General features: G+C 58.0%; 22 protein-coding genes. 12 read left to right on the top strand and 10 right to left on the bottom strand.

Going from position 1 to position 22,852, the window contains the following annotated elements; genetic code table 11:
* A partial coding sequence (locus tag AC2FFE_RS16435; RefSeq protein WP_496820378.1) for a hypothetical protein occupies positions 1-225 on the bottom strand: 225 nt, incomplete at its 3' end.
* A 54-nt stretch (positions 226-279) separates the two neighbouring features.
* Entirely contained in the window at positions 280-960 is a 681-nt protein-coding gene (locus AC2FFE_RS16430; RefSeq protein WP_496820379.1) for a uroporphyrinogen-III synthase, read from the bottom strand.
* Positions 961-1,090: 130 nt separating this feature from the next.
* Here AC2FFE_RS16430 and tsaD point away from each other — a divergent pair, with 130 nt between their 5' ends.
* Genes tsaD through AC2FFE_RS16410 form a run of 4 tightly spaced genes read left to right on the top strand, consistent with a single transcriptional unit; the run spans position 1,091 to position 3,840 of the window.
* Positions 1,091-2,188: a tRNA (adenosine(37)-N6)-threonylcarbamoyltransferase complex transferase subunit TsaD gene (tsaD, locus tag AC2FFE_RS16425; RefSeq protein ID WP_496847134.1), complete on the top strand. Its 1,098-nt coding sequence runs from the start codon at positions 1,091-1,093 to the stop codon at positions 2,186-2,188.
* Entirely contained in the window at positions 2,185-3,147 is a 963-nt protein-coding gene (locus AC2FFE_RS16420) for an NAD(P)H-dependent glycerol-3-phosphate dehydrogenase (RefSeq protein WP_496847133.1), read from the top strand. Before tsaD ends, AC2FFE_RS16420 begins: the two co-directional genes overlap by 4 nt.
* 1 nt (position 3,148) lies before the next feature.
* Complete coding sequence (locus AC2FFE_RS16415) at positions 3,149-3,418, top strand: YciI family protein (RefSeq protein ID WP_496847132.1); 270 nt, start codon at positions 3,149-3,151, stop codon at positions 3,416-3,418.
* Complete coding sequence (locus AC2FFE_RS16410; protein ID WP_496847131.1) at positions 3,418-3,840, top strand: EVE domain-containing protein; 423 nt, start codon at positions 3,418-3,420, stop codon at positions 3,838-3,840. Before AC2FFE_RS16415 ends, AC2FFE_RS16410 begins: the two co-directional genes overlap by 1 nt.
* A 227-nt stretch (positions 3,841-4,067) precedes the next feature.
* On the opposite strand, the gene AC2FFE_RS16405 is transcribed toward AC2FFE_RS16410, so the two are convergent.
* From AC2FFE_RS16405 to AC2FFE_RS16385, 5 genes are all read right to left on the bottom strand, one after another.
* Complete coding sequence (locus AC2FFE_RS16405) at positions 4,068-4,409, bottom strand: DUF2853 family protein (RefSeq protein ID WP_496820384.1); 342 nt, start codon at positions 4,407-4,409, stop codon at positions 4,068-4,070.
* Positions 4,410-4,475: 66 nt separating this feature from the next.
* Entirely contained in the window at positions 4,476-4,808 is a 333-nt protein-coding gene (locus tag AC2FFE_RS16400; RefSeq protein ID WP_496847130.1) for a hypothetical protein, read from the bottom strand.
* Positions 4,809-5,179: 371 nt separating this feature from the next.
* The gene (locus tag AC2FFE_RS16395; protein WP_496847129.1) at positions 5,180-5,929 is read right to left on the bottom strand and encodes an extensin-like domain-containing protein; all 750 of its coding nucleotides are present in this window, start codon (positions 5,927-5,929) and stop codon (positions 5,180-5,182) included.
* A gap of 13 nt (positions 5,930-5,942) precedes the next feature.
* Positions 5,943-7,331: an adenosylhomocysteinase gene (ahcY, locus tag AC2FFE_RS16390; protein ID WP_496820388.1), complete on the bottom strand. Its 1,389-nt coding sequence runs from the start codon at positions 7,329-7,331 to the stop codon at positions 5,943-5,945.
* A gap of 103 nt (positions 7,332-7,434) precedes the next feature.
* Positions 7,435-7,749, bottom strand: coding sequence for a hypothetical protein (locus AC2FFE_RS16385; RefSeq protein ID WP_496820389.1), 315 nt, complete (start codon positions 7,747-7,749; stop codon positions 7,435-7,437).
* A gap of 207 nt (positions 7,750-7,956) precedes the next feature.
* Here AC2FFE_RS16385 and AC2FFE_RS16380 point away from each other — a divergent pair, with 207 nt between their 5' ends.
* Complete coding sequence (locus tag AC2FFE_RS16380; protein ID WP_480550390.1) at positions 7,957-8,550, top strand: HD domain-containing protein; 594 nt, start codon at positions 7,957-7,959, stop codon at positions 8,548-8,550.
* A gap of 14 nt (positions 8,551-8,564) precedes the next feature.
* On the opposite strand, the gene AC2FFE_RS16375 is transcribed toward AC2FFE_RS16380, so the two are convergent.
* The 3 genes from AC2FFE_RS16375 to AC2FFE_RS16365 form a co-directional block, all read right to left on the bottom strand.
* The gene (locus AC2FFE_RS16375) at positions 8,565-9,791 is read right to left on the bottom strand and encodes a CapA family protein (RefSeq protein ID WP_496820390.1); all 1,227 of its coding nucleotides are present in this window, start codon (positions 9,789-9,791) and stop codon (positions 8,565-8,567) included.
* Positions 9,792-10,022: 231 nt separating this feature from the next.
* Positions 10,023-10,577: an ActR/PrrA/RegA family redox response regulator transcription factor gene (locus AC2FFE_RS16370; RefSeq protein ID WP_496820391.1), complete on the bottom strand. Its 555-nt coding sequence runs from the start codon at positions 10,575-10,577 to the stop codon at positions 10,023-10,025.
* A gap of 83 nt (positions 10,578-10,660) precedes the next feature.
* Positions 10,661-11,284, bottom strand: a complete 624-nt coding sequence (locus tag AC2FFE_RS16365) for an SCO family protein (protein WP_496820392.1) — start codon at positions 11,282-11,284, stop codon at positions 10,661-10,663.
* A gap of 90 nt (positions 11,285-11,374) precedes the next feature.
* Between AC2FFE_RS16365 and regB the strand changes: the two genes are divergently transcribed.
* From regB to addA, 7 genes are all read left to right on the top strand, one after another.
* Positions 11,375-12,772: a sensor histidine kinase RegB gene (gene regB / locus AC2FFE_RS16360; protein WP_496847128.1), complete on the top strand. Its 1,398-nt coding sequence runs from the start codon at positions 11,375-11,377 to the stop codon at positions 12,770-12,772.
* Positions 12,773-12,840: 68 nt separating this feature from the next.
* Positions 12,841-14,349: a PAS-domain containing protein gene (locus AC2FFE_RS16355; protein ID WP_496847127.1), complete on the top strand. Its 1,509-nt coding sequence runs from the start codon at positions 12,841-12,843 to the stop codon at positions 14,347-14,349.
* Positions 14,350-14,390: 41 nt separating this feature from the next.
* A complete protein-coding gene (gene tsaE, locus AC2FFE_RS16350; RefSeq protein WP_496820396.1) occupies positions 14,391-14,864 on the top strand; it encodes a tRNA (adenosine(37)-N6)-threonylcarbamoyltransferase complex ATPase subunit type 1 TsaE in 474 nt (157 codons plus the stop codon).
* Positions 14,861-15,865: an aminoglycoside phosphotransferase family protein gene (locus tag AC2FFE_RS16345; RefSeq protein WP_496847126.1), complete on the top strand. Its 1,005-nt coding sequence runs from the start codon at positions 14,861-14,863 to the stop codon at positions 15,863-15,865. Before tsaE ends, AC2FFE_RS16345 begins: the two co-directional genes overlap by 4 nt.
* Positions 15,862-16,548 carry a nucleotidyltransferase family protein gene (locus tag AC2FFE_RS16340; protein WP_496820399.1) on the top strand — a complete coding sequence of 229 codons (687 nt, stop codon included), beginning with the start codon at positions 15,862-15,864 and terminating at the stop codon, positions 16,546-16,548. Before AC2FFE_RS16345 ends, AC2FFE_RS16340 begins: the two co-directional genes overlap by 4 nt.
* Positions 16,541-19,465 carry a double-strand break repair protein AddB gene (gene addB / locus AC2FFE_RS16335; protein ID WP_496820400.1) on the top strand — a complete coding sequence of 975 codons (2,925 nt, stop codon included), beginning with the start codon at positions 16,541-16,543 and terminating at the stop codon, positions 19,463-19,465. The genes AC2FFE_RS16340 and addB overlap by 8 nt, the downstream gene beginning before the upstream one ends.
* Positions 19,462-22,821, top strand: a complete 3,360-nt coding sequence (addA, locus tag AC2FFE_RS16330) for a double-strand break repair helicase AddA (protein ID WP_496847125.1) — start codon at positions 19,462-19,464, stop codon at positions 22,819-22,821. The genes addB and addA overlap by 4 nt, the downstream gene beginning before the upstream one ends.
* Positions 22,822-22,852 lie beyond the last annotated feature (31 nt).

The raw sequence follows: 22,852 nt of genomic DNA, 5'->3' as shown, positions 1-22,852 counted from the left end.
TTCGGCTTCGGCTTCGGCTTCGGCTTCGGCTTCGGCTTCGGCTTCGGCTTCGGCTTCGGCTTCGGCTTCGGCTTCGGCTTCGGAAGTCAGGTCTTCAACAGGGATACTCTGGTCAAGCGGTGCATCGTCCAAAGACTCAGCCGCTTCGACAGCATCCTCGTCCACAAGATCGTCCGGTTTCGGGGTTTCCGCCGGTTTCTGATCGGTTTTCTTTTTGCCCGCCACCGTCACATTCCCCTTATCGATTCTAAAATCACCAGAACTACAGACTGGTCCAAGTTAATCCGCACCCGGCTCGCCCTCAACCCGCATCGCGTGTTTCACAAGCTTTTTAACGGCTTTACGCATATGCTTGGGTGTAGGTTCTTTGGCGATCTTCAATCGCTGAAACCCCAAGGTTTTAAGGGGCTCCGCGGTCGCCTCGCTGATTGCAGCCAGCCACAAAGGGGCTGTTCCGGCCCAAATATCGGCAAATTGTCGCGCGGTCCGGGGCGAAAACAAGGGCGCGATGACTGGCCTTTCACCGGTTGAGGCTGCTGCGGCCTCATCGTTCAGCGGCAACAAACGCTGTTGATAAACGGGTTGCTCTCGGGTGGTCAGGCCCAGTGCCGTCAACCGATCGGCCACATTGCCCCGGCTATGCTCCCCACGCAGATGCAACAACGGGCTATCGGGACGGGTGCGCAACAGCATCGCCACCAGCTCCTCTGCAGTGGCCCCCATCATCTGCGCCTGCCATCCGGCACCCTTTGCGGTGCCGGTGGTTGTAGGGCCCACGCAGAAGGCCGGCAGATCGCGCCTGACCCCCAAGGAGGCCGCCGCGTTCACCGCATTCGCCGAGGAAAAAATCAATCCCTGGATATCCTCGGTCTGCACCTGAACCGGCAGCGGTTTGATTTCAAGAATAGGGGAATAAATGACCTCGACCCGTGATCTGGTGCGGGTTGGCAGCTGCGCCACAAACCTCTCCGAGGCAGCACGCGGGCGGGTCATCAACAAATACAACGATCGGCGCCTTTGGCCTTGGGATTGTTTGCATCCGCGCAGGGTGATACCCCGCTTGCCAATCATGATGCAACGGAACAGGCCAATGGTGCAAACACTAACCATCCTTGGGTTAGAAAGCAGCTGTGACGACACAGCCGCAGCCACGGTGCGGCAAACCGATGGAGCACCCGCTGAAATCTTGTCATCACTTGTGCATGGTCAAACCGAATTGCACAGCGCTTATGGTGGTGTCGTGCCCGAGATTGCGGCGCGTGCACATGCTGAGAAGCTGGATATCTGCGTGATGCAGGCGCTGGATGAAGCCGGATTAGCCCTAGGCGATATTGATGCCATCGCCGTGACGGCCGGGCCGGGGTTGATTGGTGGTGTCATGTCGGGCGTGATGTGCGCCAAGGGGATCAGTGCCGCCACCGGGCTGCCGCTGATCGGCGTCAACCATCTGGCGGGCCACGCCCTGACGCCGCGCCTGACTGACGGGGTATCGTTTCCTTATCTGGTGCTGCTGGTTTCAGGCGGTCACTGCCAATATTTGATTGCCCATGGCCCCGAGGATTTCACCCGCCTTGGCGGCACCATTGATGATGCGCCGGGGGAAGCCTTCGACAAGACCGCGCGGTTGCTGGGCCTACCCCAACCCGGCGGCCCCTCGGTCGAGGCCGAGGCAAGATCAGGCGATCCCAAACGCTTCCGATTTCCGCGCCCATTGCTGGATCGGCCCGGATGCGATCTGTCCTTTTCCGGTTTGAAAACGGCATTGATGCGCATGCGGGATCAGATCGTGGCCGAGAAAGGCGGGCTGACCCGTCAGGACCGGGCCGATCTCTGCGCCGGGTTCCAGCAAGCTGTCGTGGATACACTGGCTGAAAAAACGCGTCGCGCCATTGGCCTCTATCTTGAGCAAACCCCGGTAGAGCCCGTGATTGCAGTGGCGGGCGGAGTTGCAGCAAACTCCGCTATTCGTTCAGCATTAGAGTCTGTTTGCGATGAAACGGGGGCCAGATTCACTGCCCCTCCCCTGGCACTTTGCACCGACAACGCCGCCATGATCGCCTATGCCGGGTTGGAACGCTTTCGGGCCGGTGCACGGGACGGCCTGGACCTGACGGCCCACCCGCGCTGGCCTTTGGATCAAACCAGCCCGGCCATGTTGGGCAGCGGCAAGAAAGGGGCCAAGGCATGAGCGTTTCCGTGCTGGGTTCCGGCGCGTTTGGAACCGCCCTGGCCATATCGCTTGCGGGCAACGGGCCGGTGACCTTGTGGTCTCGTAATACGGCGCAGGCGAGAACCATGCAGGAAACGGCTGAAAACGCACAGCGCCTGCCCGGCGTGACCTTGCCGCCCCAGATTCACGTAACAGCGCAAATTGATCAGGCGTGTCAAACGGATGTGCTGCTGGTCTCCGTGCCCATGCAACAGCTGCGCACAGCCTTGGAGCAACACAAGTCGGCCTTGGCAGGCAAAACGCTGGTTGCCTGCTGCAAAGGGATTGAACTGTCCACCGGTCTTGGCCCGGTGGCTGTGATCCGCGAAACTGTCCCGGACGCGCAACCTGCGCTGCTAACCGGACCCAGCTTTGCGGATGACATCGCACGCGGTCTGCCAACTGCGCTGACTCTGGCTTGCGCCGACGCGGATTTAGGCAAAGACCTGCAAGCCAGGCTGACCACCGCTAACCTGCGTCTGTATCGCACAACCGATACCACCGGCGCCGAACTCGGCGGCGCATTGAAAAACGTCATGGCGATCGGATGCGGGGCCGCCATCGGCGCGGGTTTGGGTGACAGCGCGCGGGCTGCGCTGATCACGCGCGGCTTTGCCGAAATGCAGCGTTTTGCCGCCCAGCGTGGGGCGCAGGCAGAGACATTGATGGGTTTGTCCGGGCTGGGGGATCTGGTCCTGACCTGCTCCTCCGAATTGTCCCGGAACTATCGTTTTGGTCAAAGTTTGGGTCTAAATCGGCCCTTTGACACCGGCACCACAGTCGAAGGTGTCGCCACCGCCCGCGCCATGGCTGCAATTGCCAAAGCCGAAGGGCTGGATATGCCGATCAGCACAACGGTAGCGGAACTCAGCGACGGTGCCTACAGTGTTGCGCAAGCGATTCAGTCTTTGCTGGGTCGACCCCTGAAGGAGGAATAGAATGCTCATCGCCCTGATCGCCAAAGACAAAGACGGCGCCCTGCAAACGCGGCTGGACAACCGATCGGCCCACCTGACGTATATCGAGGAAACGGGCGTTGTCTCGCAGGCCGGTCCCCTTTTGGACGGAGACGCCATGATCGGATCACTGATCATTCTGGATGTCGAAGACGTCGCCGCCGCGCAGGCTTGGGCAGATAGTGACCCTTATGCCAAAGCAGGATTGTTTGCTTCGGTCGAGCTGATCCCCTGGAAGCGGGTGATCGGGTGATGGCATATTGGCTGTTCAAATCCGAACCTTCGACCTGGAGCTGGGAGCAGCAGGTCGCCAAGGGTGATGCGGGCGAAGAATGGGATGGCGTGCGCAACTATCAGGCGCGCAATTTCATGCGACAGATGGCCGTGGGCGATCGCGGGTTTTTCTATCACTCGCAAAAAGACAAGGCGATTGTCGGGATTGTCGAGGTCTGCGCCGAGGCCCATCCCGACAGCACAACAGATGACGCGCGCTGGGAGTGCGTGGATATCAAGGCCGTGCGCCCGTTTTCGGAATCGGTCACGCTGGATCAGATCAAAGCCGATGAGCGGCTGGCCGAAATGGTGTTAGTGCGAAACTCGCGCTTGTCTGTTCAACCGGTCAGTGATGCGGAATGGGATGTGATCTGCGCAATGGGGAATACGCAGGTGGATTAGCGATAAAAAAAGGGAAGGTTCTGAACGATGCAGAACCTTCCCTACCCCACGTGCTCCCTACTCACCACACGCATCTGGAAATATCTGGTTCTGACCGTCCTGGTCACTGAACTGACTATAGACCGGGCGGGGCCCCGGTTTCAAATGGCAAGTCCTTAAACTCTGTCTCAAATGCAAAACGCCCGCCTTGGGGACAGGCGGGCGTTTGTGTCTCTGGCCGGATCGGGTTAGCCGTAAACGGATTCTTTCCCGAAATGCTTGGTCAGCATGTAGTAGACGACGGCGCGGTACTTATTACGCTCGGACATGCCATAAGTTTCCATGGCCTTGTTGATCGCTTCCATCAGCTCCGGACCGTCGGACAGGCCCAGCTTCTTGATCAGGAAGTTGTTCTTGACGGTCTCAATTTCACCGTCCTGGCTGGCGGCAACAGTCGATGCATCCGCATCGTAAATCGCAGGGCCACAACCGATTGTGACCTTGGTCAGCAGGTCCATATCCGGATCCATGCCACATTTGTTTTTCAGGTCATCGGCATATTTGGCGATCAAGTCGTCGCGTTTTCCCATTAAACAGTCTCCCTATCAGCAGTCCTGGCTGCGGTTACTCAAATCCTTGAAACAGGTGCGGGAAGGTTAATCACAAGTGTTTTCAATACAAAGGGAAAAATTCCAACCTTTCCCCCTAAGCGGAGGCGCGCCTTCGCGAAACGCTTCGAAACGCCCGATCCGCCAATTCAGAATAAGCCCGAACTTTGCGCCCCTGCGTGTTGCTGCCTGCATGAACGAAATCGGCGCAGCAGGGGGTTTTAGTAGTCCAGGCAGTACCTCGACCAAAGCGCCCTTACCGCTCCCAGTCTCTAACTCGGCCTCGCGCAGGTCCGACAGAACCGGCTCAATCCGATCCAGAAAGATCAGCCCCTCGTTGGTCAACTGAACCCAGCGGCTGCGCAGCTGAGCCGATACCACCGGTTTTTTGCGACCAAGACGAAGGCCAACAGATCATCCACATAATACACTCGAATTTCCTTGCGCTGTTTGCAGAGTGCAGACAGTTATCGAAGAAAATCGAGTGACATCTGCTCTGTCATGATCAGCGGAGGTCACGATGAAATCACTTTACGCTGCAGTCTGCGCGATGGCTCTGGTAACTCCGGCCCTGGCCCGACGGGTTTTTAATCGGAGCGGATGGCGATGTATGCCACAATCAACAAGCTGCATCGCTCACCCGTCCTGAACGCGGGCGAGGATGCTTGGCAAGGCATTTATGAGATTGTTCGGTTCAAGGCGTTAGCTGACGCTGATCGGCTCTGACACTGCGACAACTGCATGGTCCCGAGCTATCGGCAAAACCCCCAGCCGGGGCCCTGAAGATGAAAATGATCCGCATGTAGGCGATTGTACTCTGGGCCCAGAACCACACGGAACCAATCACAGGCCCCCTGCCCGATCTGTCTTAGAAACGCGGCCTCTGGCCCCGCGGCACTCCAATCTGACAACAGCGAAAGCGTCCGCCCATCGGCCAGTTCGACCCCTACGATATCAATCGAGTCGGCGGTGGCGTGGCTGCTCCATCGGCTGGATTGACCGTGCGCAGTGCGCATACGGCGGCAATTGTAGCTGCCAGCGTGGCGCAGCCTTTGTACACCCGTACCCAGGAAATCCCGTGCCGCAGGCTGCACCACATGGTGTTCCCACATCGCCAATCGCAGGGTTGTCCGGCAACTGGTCTCGACCGCGTCAATTCGCGAGGTCACCAGTTGTGACAACAGCCCCCGCCCGGTGATCCCGCAGTTCTGATCGATGACCAGATCCTCCATCTCCTGAAAACGGGCACCCGCATCCGACAGCGCAGTCCGGCATTGTGCCTCATCCGCAAGGGCGCGATTCAACTGGAGTTTAGTAACCGGTGTGACCGGCGCCTTTATAGTGAGATCACGCAAAGGGTTCCAATATGATGGCACCGGCGTTTCTGGATGCGCCAACAGGGCCCAACCCCCGCCACCCAGAAGGATTGCGACGACAGCTATTCTAAAAACGAAAGACGCCGCCAGATATAGGTATCGGCGGCGTCCAGAATTCTGTGTCATCGTCAGAGGACAATCAGTAGCGGTAGTGTTCCGGCTTGTAGGGGCCTTCCGGCTTCACGCCGATGTAAGCCGCTTGCTCATTGTCCATCTTGGTCAGCTTGACGCCGATGCGATCCAGGTGCAGCCGCGCAACTTTCTCGTCCAGATGCTTGGGCAGAATATAGACGTCGTTTTCATACTCATCACCCTTGGTGAACAGTTCGATCTGCGCCAGAACCTGGTTGGTGAAGGAGGCCGACATCACAAACGAAGGGTGGCCTGTGGCGTTGCCGAGATTCAGCAGGCGGCCTTCGGACAGCAGGATGATACGGTTGCCCGAGGGCATCTCGATCATGTCCACCTGTTCCTTGATGTTGGTCCATTTGTGGTTCTTCAGGCTGGCCACCTGAATTTCGTTGTCGAAGTGACCAATGTTGCCAACGATGGCCATGTCTTTCATCGCGCGCATATGCTCGATGCGGATCACATCCTTGTTGCCGGTTGTGGTGATGAACACATCTGCGGTTTCAACTTCATCTTCCAGCAGGGTCACTTCGTAACCGTCCATCGCCGCTTGCAGGGCGCAAATCGGGTCAACTTCGGTGACCTTCACGCGGGCACCTGCGCCCGACAGCGAAGCGGCAGAGCCTTTGCCCACGTCACCATATCCGCAAACCACGGCAACCTTGCCAGCCAACATCGTGTCAGTGGCGCGACGAATACCGTCAACCAGCGATTCCTTGCAGCCGTATTTATTGTCGAATTTCGACTTGGTAACCGAGTCGTTCACGTTGATCGCCGGGAACGGCAGATGGCCCTCTTTCACCAGCTGATACAGGCGATTCACACCAGTGGTGGTTTCCTCAGAAACGCCCTGGATCTGGTCGCGCATCTTGGTGAACCAGCCCGGTGATGCCGCCATACGTTTGGCGATCTGTTTCTTGATCACCTCTTCCTCTTCCGAGCCGGGAACAGGGATGATGTCTTCACCCGCTTCGGCACGAGCCCCTAGCAGAATGTACAGCGTCGCGTCGCCGCCATCGTCCAGGATCATGTTGGGGCCGTCTTCGAACATGAAGGACTTGTCAAGGTAATCCCAATGCTCTTCCAGCGTCTGGCCCTTGATAGCAAAGACCGGAATACCGGCCTCGGCAATCGCAGCGGCCGCGTGGTCCTGGGTTGAGAAGATGTTGCAGGAGGCCCAGCGCACATCCGCGCCCAAAGCAACCAGTGTCTCGATCAGAACCGCCGTCTGGATTGTCATATGCAGGGAACCCACGATCCGCGCACCTGACAAAGGCTTGCTTTCACCATATTCGGTACGCAGGGACATCAGCCCTGGCATTTCGGTTTCAGCGATATCCAGTTCCTTACGGCCAAACCCGGCCAGTGAAATGTCTTTTACGATATAGTCCCCGGCCATCTGGCACTCCATTTTCCGGTCAATCACACTGTCGCTGCCCCTAGCATCCCTTGGGGCAGGTGGCAATGTAGATGTCCGAAAACGGGGTGTAACGCCAATTTAGTCAGCTGGGCGTGCCGTCAACTTTGACTTTCGGGATCGCTTCGAAAAAATCAGTGCCAACGGCGACAATACAGGAAATGCCGTTCGCCTGGGTCACTAAAACGGTGTAACTGCCCGTTTCCCTTGAGGTCCAGACCTCCATGACCGACTGCGCACCGCGTGTTTTCTGCAACCCGCCAAAGGCCAGCTCTTCCGAGTAGCTTTTTTGCAGCTTGGTGATCACATGCTCGCGCTCTGCACAGGTTTGGGCAAAGGCGGGCGGGGCCGTGGCGGCCATGCCAAAGGTCAGGGCAAGGGCGAATAAACGCTTGAACATAGAAAACTCCTTTCGTTTCGCGTTTCGCTGTGTGAGAGGAGCACACCGGGAGAAGCGTGCGCCCCCCTCGGTTTTTATGTCGGGATCGCATCGTTTCATTTCAAAGCACGAATGCTCAAGAAAACGTTGGCAGCTGGTGATCCTGACAGGTACATCATAGCAGAAAATCGCAATTTTAGTGTGTCCCACTTCACAAGGCATTGCAGAATGACAACACAACCACGCGCTTGGCAAAGGATGCTATCGGGTCGCAGGCTGGACCTGCTGGACCCGACCCCTGTGGATATCGAGATTGAGGATATCGCCCATGGTCTGGCCTTTGTGGCGCGCTGGAATGGGCAGACAAACGGCGATTTTGCCTATTCCGTGGCCGAGCATTCATTGCTGGTAGAAGAAATCTATGGCCGGATCGCACCCAATGCCCCGGTGAAATGGCAGCTGGCCGCGCTGCTGCACGATGCGCCGGAATATGTGATCGGTGACATGATCTCGCCCGTCAAATCCGCCGTCGGCCCGGGCTATGGCGCGCTGGATGATCGCCTGATGGCAGCGATCCACATCCGGTTCGGGCTACCTGCCGAGGTGCCGAAGGCGGTGAAACGGCAGATCAAGAAGGCCGACAAGATCAGCGCCTGGATGGAGGCAACCCAGATCGCAGGGTTTTCCGAAACTGAGGCGACGAAGTTCTTCGGGAGGCCGGATAAGGCCATTATGGACGGTTTAAAGATCACACTGCGCCCCCCGGTTGAGGTGCGACTGGCTTACACCCGGCGGCATCAACAGCTGCTGGGCAATCTTTGAACGCAGCGTTCAAACTAATCCGCCTGCTGTTCAACCTTCTGAATGATGCGTCCTTCAGACTCGTGGGCCGACCATCGGACAGGCGTGGCGGTCACGCTTTTGATCGTCGTTTTACCTTCGGATTTTTGAACTTCCGCCTGCAATATCACGCTGCTTGCGATATCTTCATGGGCAAATCCCCAAAGCAAGCTACCCAGCGAATAGGCTATAGGCACCGTTTTGTCGGCGTCAGATTTTAGCCGATAAAGCTGAACCGGCTGGGGCACATGCGGGTGGTGGCACACGATGATATCTGCGCCAAATTCAGCCAATTCCTCAGCTGCTTTCTGCTGTGCACGGCGTGGAAACAGCTCGAATTCGTGACCCCAATGAAGGATCGCAATGACCAAATCGCATTCGACGGCCTTTGCATTTGATATCTGCGTCTTCAGAAGCTCGATATCCGGCGGCTGGTGCTTTGAGGTCAGCTTGGCCAGATTGACATTGTACCCATGTCCGTCGGGCAGCGTTTGACCGTTGGTTCCAAACGCGCAGGAGGCAAAACCGATCTTGATTCCATTCCGTTCAATCACATTGACTGCGCCGGGATCAGCCGGGGCTTTGCTTATCCCAGTCGCCATGATGTTTCGTTTGGCCAGTGTGGCCAATGTCGTTTCGACGCCTTCAACGCCCATGTCGAAGATATGATTATTTGCCAAATTCAAGACGTCTATCGCCCGCCCCTTATGGCTGGTCAATGCATCGAACTGATCCTCTGACGCACATTCAACAGGAGGGCCCGCATCGCCGATTACTTCATCCACCAGAGGTTGGGTTGTAACAGGCGATTCATAGTTGGCGATGACGATATCGTTCTTGAACAAAAGGTCTTCGATCTGTGCGTAAACCTGATCCTGCGCGGGCTCAGCCCGATGCGTGCGCAGGATATCCCCGGCAAAACTCAGCGTGAGTGTGTCAACACTTTCACCCTCCGCGCGCGGCGCAAGCTGAGCATGCTTTGCTTGCATGAATTCGGACGTTTGTAGACCGGGTTCGGGCAATTGCACCGGGTTTTTGCTTTTGTAGACCCAATAGAGATTGTCCAACAAATTCATCTCAGAGACTTCGCCCGCCGCCCCTTTACGCGGGCGCGCCCAAAACCCAAATGTTTCTGCGGATTTTGTCACCAGCGCGACAATCCCGTTCAAAACGGGATTGGAAATTTTCAGCGCCTCATACGGCGTGTTGGGCAATAGGGACACTGGGGCTTCTCACTTATCGTTTCCAAACCTTGGTGCGCATGCAGATCACCAACATGCGCAGGTTCTCGCGGTAGCATAAATAGGGTTAACAAAACGATACTCAGAATAATGTGAAGCTGTAAATCCGTTGCACGCCCAGACCAAAAAACGCGACCAAAACGGTCGCGCGGATTATTTTCACCGGTTGGCAGGGGCGGGTCGACCAGACACCAGCCTGGCCATGCGAACCCGTCAGCGCGGACTGCGTTTGGCCAAAATGCGCTGCAACGTCCGACGATGCATGTTCAGACGCCGTGCGGTTTCTGACACGTTGCGATCACACAGCTCGTAAACACGTTGGATATGTTCCCAGCGCACGCGATCCGCGCTCATTGGGTTTTCCGGCGGCGGCGGCATCTCATCCCCTTTGGCCAATAGGGCATTTGTGATGTCTGTGGCATCCGCTGGTTTCGACAAATAATCCGTCGCCCCGATCTTGACCGCAGCAACTGCGGTGGCAATCGCGCCATACCCGGTCAGAACCACAACCCGGCTGTCAGGGCGTTTTTCACGCAGCACTTCGACCACGTCGAGTCCATTGCCATCCTCAAGCCTGAGATCGACAACCGCATAGGCAGGCGGACGGGCGGTGGAGATGGCGCGACCAGCGGCAACGGAACCGGCGGTTTCAACCTCGAACCCGCGTTTTTCCATGGCCTTTGCCAGACGTCTCAGAAACGGCTCATCATCATCCACCAGAAGCAGGGATTTGTCCGGGCCGATATCAAGCTGAGAAGGATCTGCCATTCTTGGGTCTTTCCGTTATTTCATGCCTTTGGCTTGAACATGAGTAATAGCAGCGCCGCACTAAAGGTCAAACCGCCTTATCGTCAGGAGGTCTGATCAAGAAAGCAGCCGATTTTGTCAGCCATTTGTTCGGCCGTTTCATCGCGCTTGAAAAACTCCAGAAATCCATCTTCGGGCGTGACCAGATAGGTAAAGGTCGAATGGTCAACAAGATAGTATTCGTCACTTTGGTCATGCACCTTGTAGTAGGTCTTGTAGGCCTGGCTGGCGGCTTTGACCTGTTCGGGCGATCCGGTCAGGGCGATCAGCCTCTCGTGCAGATTGAACGCATAGTCGGCCACCACCTCGGGCGTATCCCGATCCGGGTCGATGGAAATGAACAGAGGCGTCACCGATTGCCCGCGCTCGGCCAGAATATCCACCGCATCAGCATTGCGGGACATGTCAAACGGGCACACGTCGGGGCAGAAGGTATAACCAAAGTAAATCAGCGTTGGTTCGGTAATCACATCTGCGTCAGTGACTGTCTCGCCTTTACCATTGACCAGCTCAAAGGGCCCGCCGATCGTCGCTGTCCCGCCTGCGATCTGGCTGGAGCGGCATTGCGCATACTTGTCATCTGACCCCGTTCCTCGCGTCAAAAACCACATGGCCCCAAGGCCCACGGCCAATACTACGGTTGCTAGAATTGCATAAAGGCGGGTCATGGCGAATATCCATACGCAAGGGATTGTTGATCGTTCCGGCCGGGACACCTATCAAGATGAACAGCCGATGCAACAGGACATAATCGACCCATGGCAGATTCCAACCAGACGTTTTGGCGCGGCCAGGAACGCAGCAGCTGGATCCGGCTGCGCACATTGATCCTGTTGCGCTGGGTGGCCATCGTGGGTCAGATCACTGCGATCACGGTGGCGCAACAAACCTATCATGTGCAGCTTGAACTTGGGCTGTGCTATCTGGCCGTTGGTGTCTCGGTCATCGGGAACCTGATCGCGATCTTCCTGTTTCCGCAGAACAAGCGCCTGTCCGAGTTCGAAAACTTCCTGATGGTGCTGTTTGACCTGCTGCAACTGGCGTTTCTGTTGTATCTAACCGGCGGCTTGAACAACCCGTTTGCCTTGCTGCTGTTGGGGCCCGTCACGATTTCGGCCAATGTCATGAGCACGCGGTCCACCCTGATCGTTGGCGGTGTCGCGATCATACTTGCTACCTTGCTGGCCGAATTTCACCTGCCCCTGCGTACCGATATCGGGGTCATTCTGCGCATTCCCGATATTCTTCTGTTCGGCAACTGGGCGGCCATCATCATCGCCATCGTCTTCATTGGCGCTTATTCCCACCGTGTCAGTTCCGAAGTGCAATCCATGTCCGAGGCGCTATCGGCCGCACATATGGCGCTGGCGCGCGAACAAAAGCTGACCGATCTGGGCGGCGTTGTCGCTGCCGCTGCGCATGAGTTGGGGACACCGCTGGCCACGATCAAACTGACAAGTTCCGAACTGATCGAAGAGCTTGAGGATCGCCCCGATCTGAAAGATGACGCCGCCCTGATCCGCGAGCAAGCCGATCGCTGCCGCGATATCCTGCGTGATATGGGCCGGGCCGGTAAGGATGATTTGCATTTGCGCCAGGCCCCGATTTCGACCGTTATCCACGAGGCCGCCGAACCGCATATCGAACGCGGCAAGCTGGTTCATTTTGTCGAAGGCCCGGCGCAGGATGGGGATGTGCAGCAACCCTCGATCCTGCGAAAGCCCGAAATCATTCACGGGTTGCGCAATCTGATCCAGAATGCTGTGGATTTTTCACGCGCCAATGTCTGGGTCGAGGCGCATTGGACCACGGATCAGATCACCGTTAGCATCATGGATGACGGGCGCGGATATCCTTCACACCTGATTGGCCGGATCGGCGATCCGTTCATGCGTCGCAGGCGGGCCGAGACCGACCAACGCACGCGCCCCGAATACGAAGGGATGGGGTTGGGCCTGTTTATCGCCAAAACCCTGCTGGAACGCAGTGGCGCCGAGCTTGAGTTTGCCAATGGCTCAGACCCCTATCAGCATTTGTCAGATAATCCGGAACATCGGGGGGCCATCGTGCGTGTTTCGTGGCCGCGCAAATTGATTGACGCACAGAAAGGCGACACGCCGGTGCCATCCGGCAGCAACCAGCGCATTCGGGCCTGAGTTAACAGTGCGTTAACCAATCGGAGCCATAGTCTGATCCCAGCACGTATTCTGGCATGGGGTTTCCTATGGCTGACTGGATCATCCTGGCCACAATCAGCTTGGTTTCATGTTGTCTGGCCGTTCAATGGCTGCTGCCGCGGCGGCCGCGGCGGGATGACAGCTATGGACTGTTCTCAAACTCGTCCCTGTTTGACGCCGTCTTCCTGTTCGACGGGGATCGGTTGATCAGCCATTCAGACATCGCCCTGGCCGGCTTTGACGATGTTAAAAACTGGAACGGGCTACGCCGCCTGCTGCAACGGGATTTTCCGACCTTCCCAGAAACGCCTGATCTGGTGCGCGATCAGGGCAATCTTGTTGTCTCGGCCATCGATTGCACAGTCGAGCGTGAGGTTCTGTGCGAATGGATCGACGGAATTGTCCGGGTGCAACTGCACGAACCCACCCGACCAACTGAAACACATATGCACGACCCCAATGACCCGATCCGGCATGCGATGGATCAGGCCCCCTATCCGGTTTGGCTGCTGGATCACAATGGGCAGGTCAGATGGTGCAACACCGCCTATATTGCGGTTGCGCGCAAGGCACGTGGCCCAGATGTGGATCTGACCGCGCCTTTGTTTTCCAATACCGCCGACAAACCGGGGCCCAGCGGCAAAGCCCGTGTCGCGGTCAAGGTTGACGACTGCGACAGTCAGCTTTGGTTCGATCTGACGCAGGTTGAGGGCGAACAAGGTTGCCTGTGTTATGCCGTCGACATCAATGCCATTGTCGAGGCTGAGACCGCTCAGCGCAAATTCGTACAGACGATGACAAAAACCTTTGCACAACTGTCAATTGGCCTGGCTATCTTCGACCGCAACCGTCAACTGGCCCTGTTCAACCCGGCGCTGATCAATCTGACGACATTGCCGCCTGACTTCTTGAGCTGTCGCCCAAACCTGTCCAGCTTTTTTGACATGCTGCGCGAACAACACATGATGCCAGAGCCGAAGAATTACCGCTCGTGGCGCAATCAGATGAACGATTTGCTCGAAGCGGCCGAGGACGGAAACTATCAGGAAACCTGGTCTTTGCCCTCAGGATCGGTCTATTCGGTCAGCGGGCGGCCACATCCGGATGGCGCAGTGGCTTTTTTGTTCGAAGACATCACGGCCGAGATCACGTTGACCCGCCGTTTCCGATCAGAGATGGATCTGATGCAATCCATCTTCGACAAGCTGGCAGACGCGATCGCGGTGTTTGCCGATGACGGCACGCTTGCGTTTACCAACTACACTTATCAGCAGCTTTGGGGTGATCCGGCAGATGCGGGTTTTCAGGCGGAAACAGTCATGGATGTCACCCGCAAATGGCAGGAACGTTGCGTTGCCACGCCTGTCTTGGGCGAAATTCGCGATTTCGTTGAAATGCGCGATAACCGGGCCGAATGGACGGCCGAGATTGGTATGCGCGACGGCACTAAATTGGACTGCACCATAACCCCGATGCAAAATGGCGCGACCATCGTCCGATTTGGCCATGAGGCGCTGATCGGCAAGCAGCCCCCAATCGAACAAATCAGCGCCTGAACCGGGTTGCAGCCGCCCGGTCGTGGGGCCATTGTGGCGGCATGACGACACCGCCCCATTCCATGACCCTGTCTTCACCCGAAGAAACGTTGGTTTTGGCCACCCGATTGGGGGCAAAATTGGCCGCTGGAGATGTTCTGCTGCTGGAAGGTCCGATTGGCAGCGGTAAAACCCATTTCGCCCGCAACCTGATCCAATCTCTGATGCAGGTGCCCGAGGACGTGCCTTCACCTACATTTACTCTGGTACAGGCCTATGACACCGCTGCGGGCGAAATCTGGCACTGCGATCTCTACCGGCTCAGCTCGGTCGATGAGGTTGAGGAACTGGGCCTGATCGATGCCTTTGATACCGCAATCTGCCTTGTCGAATGGCCCGATAAGCTCGGCCCCTCAGCCCCGCGGTCGGCGTTAACCATCGCCTTTGCGACAGATCCGAATGAAGCCGAAACACGGCATCTGAGGCTTACATGGTCAGATCCGAAATGGGCGCATACGCTGGAGGCGATCACATGACAAACCGGGCCGTATTGGCCGAGGCCCTGATCGCGCAGACACCATGGGCTGGTGCCCAGCGCGCGCATCTGGCCGGGGATGCCTCGAACCGACAATATGAACGGCTGACCGACCCGGCAACCGGTCGGACTGCCGTTCTGATGGATGCACCACCAGAAAAGGGTGAGGATGTCGACGCATTTGTGCGTGTGGCCAACTACCTGCGCTCGGTCGGGCTGAATGCACCGGAAATCTATGCGGAAGACTCCGAATTTGGCTTTCTGCTGCTGGAAGATTTGGGCGACGATCTGTTTGCGCGTGTTCTGGACCATGATCCGGCCAAAGAACGGCAGCTTTACAAGGCCGCGACCGATGTTCTGGTTCATCTGCATCAGGCGCCACTACTCTCATTGCAGTCATATGACCCGGCGCTGATGACCGACCTTTCGGCACTGTCGTTCACCAAGTATGCCCAAGGCATTCAGGGCGGTTATGACCACGCAGCGATGAACCGGTTTCAAACTCGATTCTCGGACCTGCTGCATCAGGAAACTTCGGGCCCAAAGGTTGTCATCCAGCGGGACTATCACGCCGAGAATCTGATCTGGTTTCCAGGCAGGGAAGGCGTGCAGCGCGTCGGATTACTGGACTTCCAACTGGCGATGCTCGGGCACCCGGCCTATGATCTGGTGTCGCTGTTGCAGGATGTGCGCCGCTCGGTTTCCGCAGGAACCGAAATGCAGATGATCAATCGCTACATCACCGCCTCTGGTGCGAATGATCACGACTTCAGAACTGCTTATGCGGTGCTTGGGGCACAGCGAAATCTGCGCATATTGGGCGGATTCTCTCGTCTAGCCATGGACTATGGCAAGCCGAAATACATCGATCTGATCCCGGCTACCTGGTCCCATTTGATGCGCGATCTGGAACACCCCGCCCTGATCCCAGTTGCCCAATTGCTGCGGGACGCCTTACCCGAACCGACGCCCGACAATCTGGCCAAGCTGAGGGCCGCATGAACGACATTCCAACCGCTGTCATGATGTTTGCTGCCGGGTTTGGAACCCGGATGGGAGAGTTGACGAAGGATCGCCCCAAACCGCTGATCGAAGTGGCAGGCGGGGCCTTGATCGATCACGCGCTCGATCATGTTGAGGCGCTGGGTCCGGAACGTGTTGTGGCCAACCTGCACTACCGCGCCGATCAACTGGACGCGCACCTGACACCCAAGGGCGTGCTGCTCTCGCGGGAAGAACCCGATATCCTGGAAACCGGCGGCGGGTTACGAGCCGCCTTACCCCTGTTACGTTCGAACCCGGTTTTCACAATGAACACAGATGCCATCTGGGCCGGTCCAAACCCATTGATCTTGCTGCAAACGGCCTGGGACCCCGAGCGCATGGATGCGCTGCTGATGTGCGTCCCTATCGGGCGCACCGTTGGCCATGATGGGGATGGGGATTTCACCGCCGATGCGGATGGTCGGATCACACGCGGGCCGGGACTGGTCTATGGCGGGGCGCAGATCATCAAGACCGATGGGCTAAAGGATTTCGCGGAACCAGCCTTTTCGTTGAACCTGCTTTGGAACCAGATGCAGGCGCAGGGCCGACTGTTTGCGGCCGAGTATCCCGGCCGCTGGTGCGATGTCGGGCGACCCGAAGGGATCGCTCTGGCCGAGGGGCTGCTGGCCGATGTTTGACCCCAGCCCCCTGCCCCGTGTCTTTGCCGTTCCGCCCGGTACCGATTTTCCCAAGGCGCTGGTCAATGGGTCGCGGCAGCGCAGCAACGGCCCACCCGAAGCGTTGGCTCGCGTGCAACTTGTGGTTAATACCCGCCGAATGGCGCGCCGCGTGCGGGACCTGTTCGATCAGGGACCCCCATGTTTGCTGCCCCGACTGTCTTTAGTCACTGATCTGGGAGAAAGCGCCGATCTGGCACAAACTCCACCTGCCATTCCACCACTGCGGCGTCGGCTGGAACTGACACAGCTGGTCGCCAAACTGTTGGACCAACAGCCGGATTTGGCAGCGCGGGCTTCGCTGTTCGATCTGTCCGACAGCCTGGCCGCATTGATTGATGAGATGCAGGGCGAAGGCGTGCATCCCGACACCATCCGTCAGCTGGATGTCAGTGATTTGTCCGGGCATTGGGCGCGCGCGCAGGCCTTTATCGGGATCGCCGATCACTTTGTCGAGGCGGGCGATCAGGCGATGGATGCACAGGCCCGACAACGCCGGGTCGTTGAGGCCCTGATTGCGCGGTGGGCAGAGGCGCCGCCTCAACACCCAATCATTCTGGCGGGCTCGACTGGATCGCGCGGCACCACGTTGATGCTGATGCAGGCCATCGCGCGACTACCGCAGGGGGCATTGATCCTGCCAGGGTATGATTTTGATCAGCCAGAACCCGTTTGGGATCGTCTGGACGAGGCGCTGATCTCGGAAGACCATCCTCAGTTCCGGTTCCGAAAGCTGATGCGAGAGTTGGATCTAACCCCGGATCAAATCGAACCCTGGACACGCGAACAGCCTCCCTCGCCTGCGCGTAACAGATTGGTATCATTAGCGTTACGCCCCGCGCCAATCACTGATGCCTGGATGTCCGAAGGGCCGAAGCTGACGGATCTGGATCAGGCAACCAAAGACTTGACACTGGTCGAGGCGGATTCACCCCGATCCGAAGCACTGGCCATCGCGTTGCGTCTGCGTGAGGCCGCCGAAACCGGCCAGACGGCCGCGCTGATCACCCCCGACAGGATGCTGACCAGGCAAGTCAGCGCAGCGCTGGATCGGTGGAACATTCTGCCCGATGACAGTGCGGGCCTGCCCTTGCAGCTGTCACCTCCGGGCCGGTTCCTGCGTCATGTTGCGGGCCTGTTTGCCCGACGTCTGGACGGTGAGGCGCTGCTGACTCTGCTGAAACACCCGCTCTGCCATGACGGTGGGGATCGGGGCGCCCATCTGCTACAGACCCGCGATCTGGAACTGGACCTGCGTCGCCATGGTCCCCCGTTTCCGGATCGTGTCAGCATGACGGCTTCGGCCATCCGCACTGAAGCGTCCACCGACTGGATCGCCTGGGTTGGTCAGCATCTCTGCGATCAGCAGGTCTCGGGCATGCATCCGCTTTCCGATTGGGTCACAAGGTTACGGGATCTGGCCGAAGCGATCTCGGCTGGCTCTGCTGGTGAACAAGGTACGCTCTGGGACAAGAACGCGGGCCAGAAGGCGTTGGGCGTCCTGACCGCCCTGCAAGTTGAGGCCCAGTATGGCGGCCCGATGACCGCGCATGATTTTGCCGACCTTCTGGGGGCATTGCTGGCCGGAGAAGAGGTGCGCGACCGCGATGCCCCACATCCTCATATCATGATCTGGGGCACGCTTGAGGCGCGGGTGCAAGGGGCCGATCTGCTGATCCTTGGCGGGTTGAACGAAGGCAGCTGGCCCGAAGCCCCAGCGCCGGACCCCTGGCTGAACCGTCAGATGCGCGATAAGGCGGGCCTATTGTTGCCAGAACGCCGGATCGGCCTTTCGGCGCATGATTTTCAGCAAGCAATCGGCGCGCCCGAGGTCTGGCTGACCCGCGCAACCCGTTCGGATGATGCACAAACCGTACCCTCGCGCTGGTTGAACCGCCTGACCAATCTGCTGAATGGTCTGCCGGATCAGGGAGGGCAGGCGGCACTGTATGATATGAAGGCGCGGGGGAATACATATCTGAGTTGGGCCAAGACACTGGAACAAGCGCCTCGGATTGACCCGGCACCCCGTCCATCTCCGCGCCCTCCGGCTGCTGCGCGGCCGCGCCAGTTGTCGGTAACAGAAATCAAACGCCTGATCCGCGATCCTTATGCGATCTACGCCAAACATGTGCTGCGCCTAAGGCCGCTTGATCCTTTGGTGCAAGCCCCGGATGCCCTGCTGCGTGGGATCGTTGTTCATGAAATCCTTGAACATTTTGTCAAGGAAAGTGTGTTGGACACCGCTCTGCTGACACGCGAGAATTTCCTGAGACGCGCCCACGATTTGTTGGAAAAGCACGTCGCATGGCCCACCGCCCGCAAGCTTTGGCTGGCGCGGCTGGACCGAATTGCCGACGATTTTCTGCGTGCCGAGACTACCCGGCGCGGTGATGGCGGGCCGGTGGCCTTTGAAGCTGTAATGAAACTGGCGCTTACTCCACTAGATTTCACCATTGCCGGGCGCGCCGACCGGATTGACCGCAACAGCCGGGGTGCGTTGCGGATCATCGATTACAAAACTGGCGTGCCGCCGAGTGAAGGCCAGCAGGCCAAGTTCGACAAGCAGTTGCTGATCGAGGCGGCGATGGCCGAGCAAGGAGCCATTGAAGGGATCGATCCAACGAATGTGGCCGAGGCAATCTTTATCGGGATGGGTGGCAGTTACAAAGAAGTCGCAGCCCCGTTGATCAAGGAACCAACGGATAAGGTTCTGGCAGATCTGAAACAGCTCATTTCCGCCTATTTAGAGCCTGATCAGGGGTTTTCATCCCGCCGGATGCTGCACAAGGACACAGATATCGGCGATTATGATCATCTGGCGCGGTTCGGTGAATGGGACCGTTCTGCCGAGACCCGGCCAGAGGATCTGACATGACCCCGCGCAATGATGCGACTGAGCGGCAAGTGCAAGCCGCGCGCCCCGATGCCTCAACCTGGCTGGCTGCCAATGCGGGCTCGGGCAAGACACGGGTTCTGACCGACCGCGTGGCACGGCTGTTGCTGGATGGGGTACAGCCGCAGCACATCCTGTGCCTGACCTACACCAAGGCTGCGGCCAGTGAGATGCAGAACCGTCTGTTCAAGCGTCTTGGCGAATGGGCTATGCTGGACAACCACAGCCTTGAAAGCGAACTGGTCGATCTGGGAGTAACAGGAGCGATTAACCCAGATCGATTGGCACAGGCGCGGACCCTGTTCGCCCGCGCTATCGAAACACCGGGTGGGCTGAAAATTCAGACGATCCACTCGTTTTGCGCCTCACTTCTGCGTCGTTTCCCGCTGGAAGCGGGTGTCAGCCCTCAATTTGCAGAAATGGAAGACCGAGCGGCCGCACTGTTGCGCGATGAAATCATCGAAGATTTCGCCGAAGGCCCTCAGGCTTCGCTGATCGAAGATGTGGCCCAGTTTATCACCGATACTGGATTTGACAGGCTGACAGCGGCGGTAACCCAAAGGCGAAGCTTGTTTGATCAACCTTTGCAGTGGTCCGACTTTCTGGATCGGTATGGTTTGCCCGATAGGTTTGATGAAAATAGCCTGCTGTCCCAAGTATTTATAGGCGGAGAGGTTGAGCTGATTCAATCAATCCTGCCTGCGCTTACCGAAAGCGGCGGCAACAATGCCAAGGCGGCGGAAAAACTAGCCGGGGTTACCGAGACTCGATTAACGCAATTGCCAATACTCGAAGGGGTTTTCCTGACCGGAAAGGCAGCGAAAGAGCCGTTTTCGGCCAAGATTGGCAGTTTCCCCACAAAAGCGCTGCGCGAGGGCGCGCTGGCCGACCGGATGCCTCAGCTAGAGGCCCTGATGTTACGGATCGAAACGGCACGGGAACAGCGTCTTGCGTTGGTCGCTGCCCAGAAAACCGCCGTTTTGCACCGATTTGCAACCGCCTTCCTGCCGGAATATGAGCGTCGCAAACAGCTGCGCGGTTGGCTGGACTTCGACGATCTGATCCTGCGCGCGCGGCAAGTGCTGAACGACCCGGCAGTCGCGGAATGGGTGCTGTATCGTCTGGATGGCGGCATCGACCACATTCTGGTGGACGAAGCACAAGACACCAGCCCAGACCAATGGGACGTGATCGAGAAACTTGCGCAGGAATTCACCAGCGGGGAAGGGGCCCGGTCGGGGGTCGAGCGCACGATTTTCGTGGTCGGGGATAAAAAACAATCGATCTATTCGTTCCAAGGCGCAGACCCGCAAGCCTTTGATCGGATGCAGGCAGAGTTTGGGCAGAAACTGGCGGAATCAGGCTCTAAGTTGGAGAAATCCGAACTTGCTTATTCCTTTCGTTCCTCAAGCGCGATCCTATCTTTGGTCAATATTCTGTTTGAAGAGCATGCTGAAGCGGGTTTCCAGGACGAGGCGCTTCACATTGCTTTCAAGGAAGGCCTGCCAGGGCGTGTCGATCTTTGGCCGGCTATCGAGAAGGTCGAGGATGATGAAGACGGCGACTGGACCGACCCCGTAGACCGGCCCGGATCGCGCCATCACACGGTTCTTCTCGCCGACCAGATTGCATCATCAATCCAGGAAATGATCGAAGGCGATGTGACGATCCCCGAAGATGGTCAAGAACCCGGCACATTTGTGCGCCGCAAAATACAACCGGGTGATTTTCTGATCCTTGTTCAGCGCCGCTCGGACCTGTTTGCCGAGATTATACGCGCATGCAAGACCAAAAAGCTGCCCATAGCAGGGGCGGATCGGTTGAAAGTGGGTGCAGAACTGGCGGTCAAAGACCTGGCAGCGTTGCTGAGCTTTCTCGCCACGCCCGAGGATAGCCTGTCGCTGGCCACCGTTCTGAAATCCCCATTGTTCGGCTGGACCGAACAGGCGTCGTTTGATCTGGCCCATCGACGGCAGGAAACCTACCTTTGGGCCGCATTGCGCAACCGGGCAGAAGAATTCCCCGAAACGCTCGCCATGCTCAACGATTTGCGCAGCCAAATCGACTTTCTGCGCCCTTATGACCTGATCGAGCGCATTTTGACCCGACACGATGGGCGGCGAAAGCTGCTTGGGCGGCTCGGGGCCGAAGCGGAGGATGGGATCAATGCCCTGCTATCGCAGGCCTTGGCCTATGAACGGACCGATATTCCCAGCCTGACCGGCTTTCTGGTCTGGATGCAGACCGATGATCTGGAAATCAAACGGCAGATGAGCGGTGTGGGCAACATGATCCGCGTCATGACGGTGCATGGCTCAAAAGGGTTAGAAGCGCCCATTGTGATCCTGCCCGACACCGGAAAACGCCAGGCCCCGCGCGATGCTGAGATCATGGTCGCAGACGGGACCCCACTTTGGAAGGTTCCGGCGGATGCCTCACCCAAACTGATCGCTCGGGCGCGGGACGAGGCGCGCAACCGAGAAGAAAACGAGCGGTTGCGTCTACTCTATGTGGCTCTAACACGGGCTGAAAAGTGGTTGATCGTGGCGGCGGCGGGCGATGTCGGCAAGGATGGGTCCAGCTGGTATCAGATGGTTGAGGCCGCGATGGCGCGGGCAGGGGCAACACAACTGGACGGAACAAATACGCGGCGGTTGGCGCATGGTGACTGGGACACATTACCCCTTGTCGCGCATTCAGAACCGCAGGAACCAAACCTCGATCTGCCCGAATTCTACAAATCACCCGCGCAAGATGCGCCTCAGACCCCAGAATCCCTCAGCCCATCCGATCTGGGCGGGGCCAAGGCGCTACCTGGTGACGCGGGTCAGGATGAAGACGCCGCAAAGCTGCGCGGCACGCGGCTGCATCTGCTGCTGGAACATTTGCCCGGTACGGCGCAGTATAGCTGGCCCGAGCTTTGCGCCCGCGTTCTGCCCGATATGCAGGACGGGGAACGAAATGAGCTGCTGGCCGAAGCCACAGCAGTTCTGACGACCGCACATCTGGAATCCATATTCGCGCCCGATGCGCTGGCTGAGGTTCCCGTGTCTGCCGACCTAAACGGGCAGCGCATGCATGGGATTATCGACCGGTTGATCGTGACCGACACCGAAGTGCATGTGATTGATTTCAAATCAAATGCTACGGTCCCCGTATCCGCCGAAGCCTGCCCCGAAGGTCTGCTGCGGCAGATGGGCGCCTACGCGCAGGCACTGGCTCAGATCTATCCTGATAAGACCATCCGCACCGCGATCCTTTGGACGCGCAACGCTGAACTGATGTGGCTGCCACACGATCTTGTGACGGGCGCGCTGGCCCGCACCCAGATATCTTGACCTTCCCCACGGCGGCACCTACGTTCTGATC

It is taken from the genome of Ruegeria sp. YTSA168 (assembly GCF_059610045.1).
This window is presented reverse-complemented; position numbering and strand designations above follow the sequence as displayed.

Bases quoted from the DNA above. Each gene is read 5' to 3' on its own strand.
- tsaD (WP_496847134.1), top strand. From the start codon at position 1,091: ATGGTGCAAACACTAACCATCCTTGGGTTAGAAAGCAGCTGTGACGAC.
- AC2FFE_RS16420 (WP_496847133.1), top strand. From the start codon at position 2,185: ATGAGCGTTTCCGTGCTGGGTTCCGGCGCGTTTGGAACCGCCCTGGCC.
- AC2FFE_RS16415 (WP_496847132.1), top strand. From the start codon at position 3,149: ATGCTCATCGCCCTGATCGCCAAAGACAAAGACGGCGCCCTGCAAACG.
- AC2FFE_RS16410 (WP_496847131.1), top strand. From the start codon at position 3,418: ATGGCATATTGGCTGTTCAAATCCGAACCTTCGACCTGGAGCTGGGAG.
- AC2FFE_RS16405 (WP_496820384.1), bottom strand. From the start codon at position 4,409: ATGGGAAAACGCGACGACTTGATCGCCAAATATGCCGATGACCTGAAA.
- AC2FFE_RS16395 (WP_496847129.1), bottom strand. From the start codon at position 5,929: ATGACACAGAATTCTGGACGCCGCCGATACCTATATCTGGCGGCGTCT.
- ahcY (WP_496820388.1), bottom strand. From the start codon at position 7,331: ATGGCCGGGGACTATATCGTAAAAGACATTTCACTGGCCGGGTTTGGC.
- AC2FFE_RS16385 (WP_496820389.1), bottom strand. From the start codon at position 7,749: ATGTTCAAGCGTTTATTCGCCCTTGCCCTGACCTTTGGCATGGCCGCC.
- AC2FFE_RS16380 (WP_480550390.1), top strand. From the start codon at position 7,957: ATGACAACACAACCACGCGCTTGGCAAAGGATGCTATCGGGTCGCAGG.
- AC2FFE_RS16370 (WP_496820391.1), bottom strand. From the start codon at position 10,577: ATGGCAGATCCTTCTCAGCTTGATATCGGCCCGGACAAATCCCTGCTT.
- AC2FFE_RS16365 (WP_496820392.1), bottom strand. From the start codon at position 11,284: ATGACCCGCCTTTATGCAATTCTAGCAACCGTAGTATTGGCCGTGGGC.
- regB (WP_496847128.1), top strand. From the start codon at position 11,375: ATGGCAGATTCCAACCAGACGTTTTGGCGCGGCCAGGAACGCAGCAGC.
- AC2FFE_RS16355 (WP_496847127.1), top strand. From the start codon at position 12,841: ATGGCTGACTGGATCATCCTGGCCACAATCAGCTTGGTTTCATGTTGT.
- tsaE (WP_496820396.1), top strand. From the start codon at position 14,391: ATGACGACACCGCCCCATTCCATGACCCTGTCTTCACCCGAAGAAACG.
- AC2FFE_RS16345 (WP_496847126.1), top strand. From the start codon at position 14,861: ATGACAAACCGGGCCGTATTGGCCGAGGCCCTGATCGCGCAGACACCA.
- AC2FFE_RS16340 (WP_496820399.1), top strand. From the start codon at position 15,862: ATGAACGACATTCCAACCGCTGTCATGATGTTTGCTGCCGGGTTTGGA.
- addB (WP_496820400.1), top strand. From the start codon at position 16,541: ATGTTTGACCCCAGCCCCCTGCCCCGTGTCTTTGCCGTTCCGCCCGGT.
- addA (WP_496847125.1), top strand. From the start codon at position 19,462: ATGACCCCGCGCAATGATGCGACTGAGCGGCAAGTGCAAGCCGCGCGC.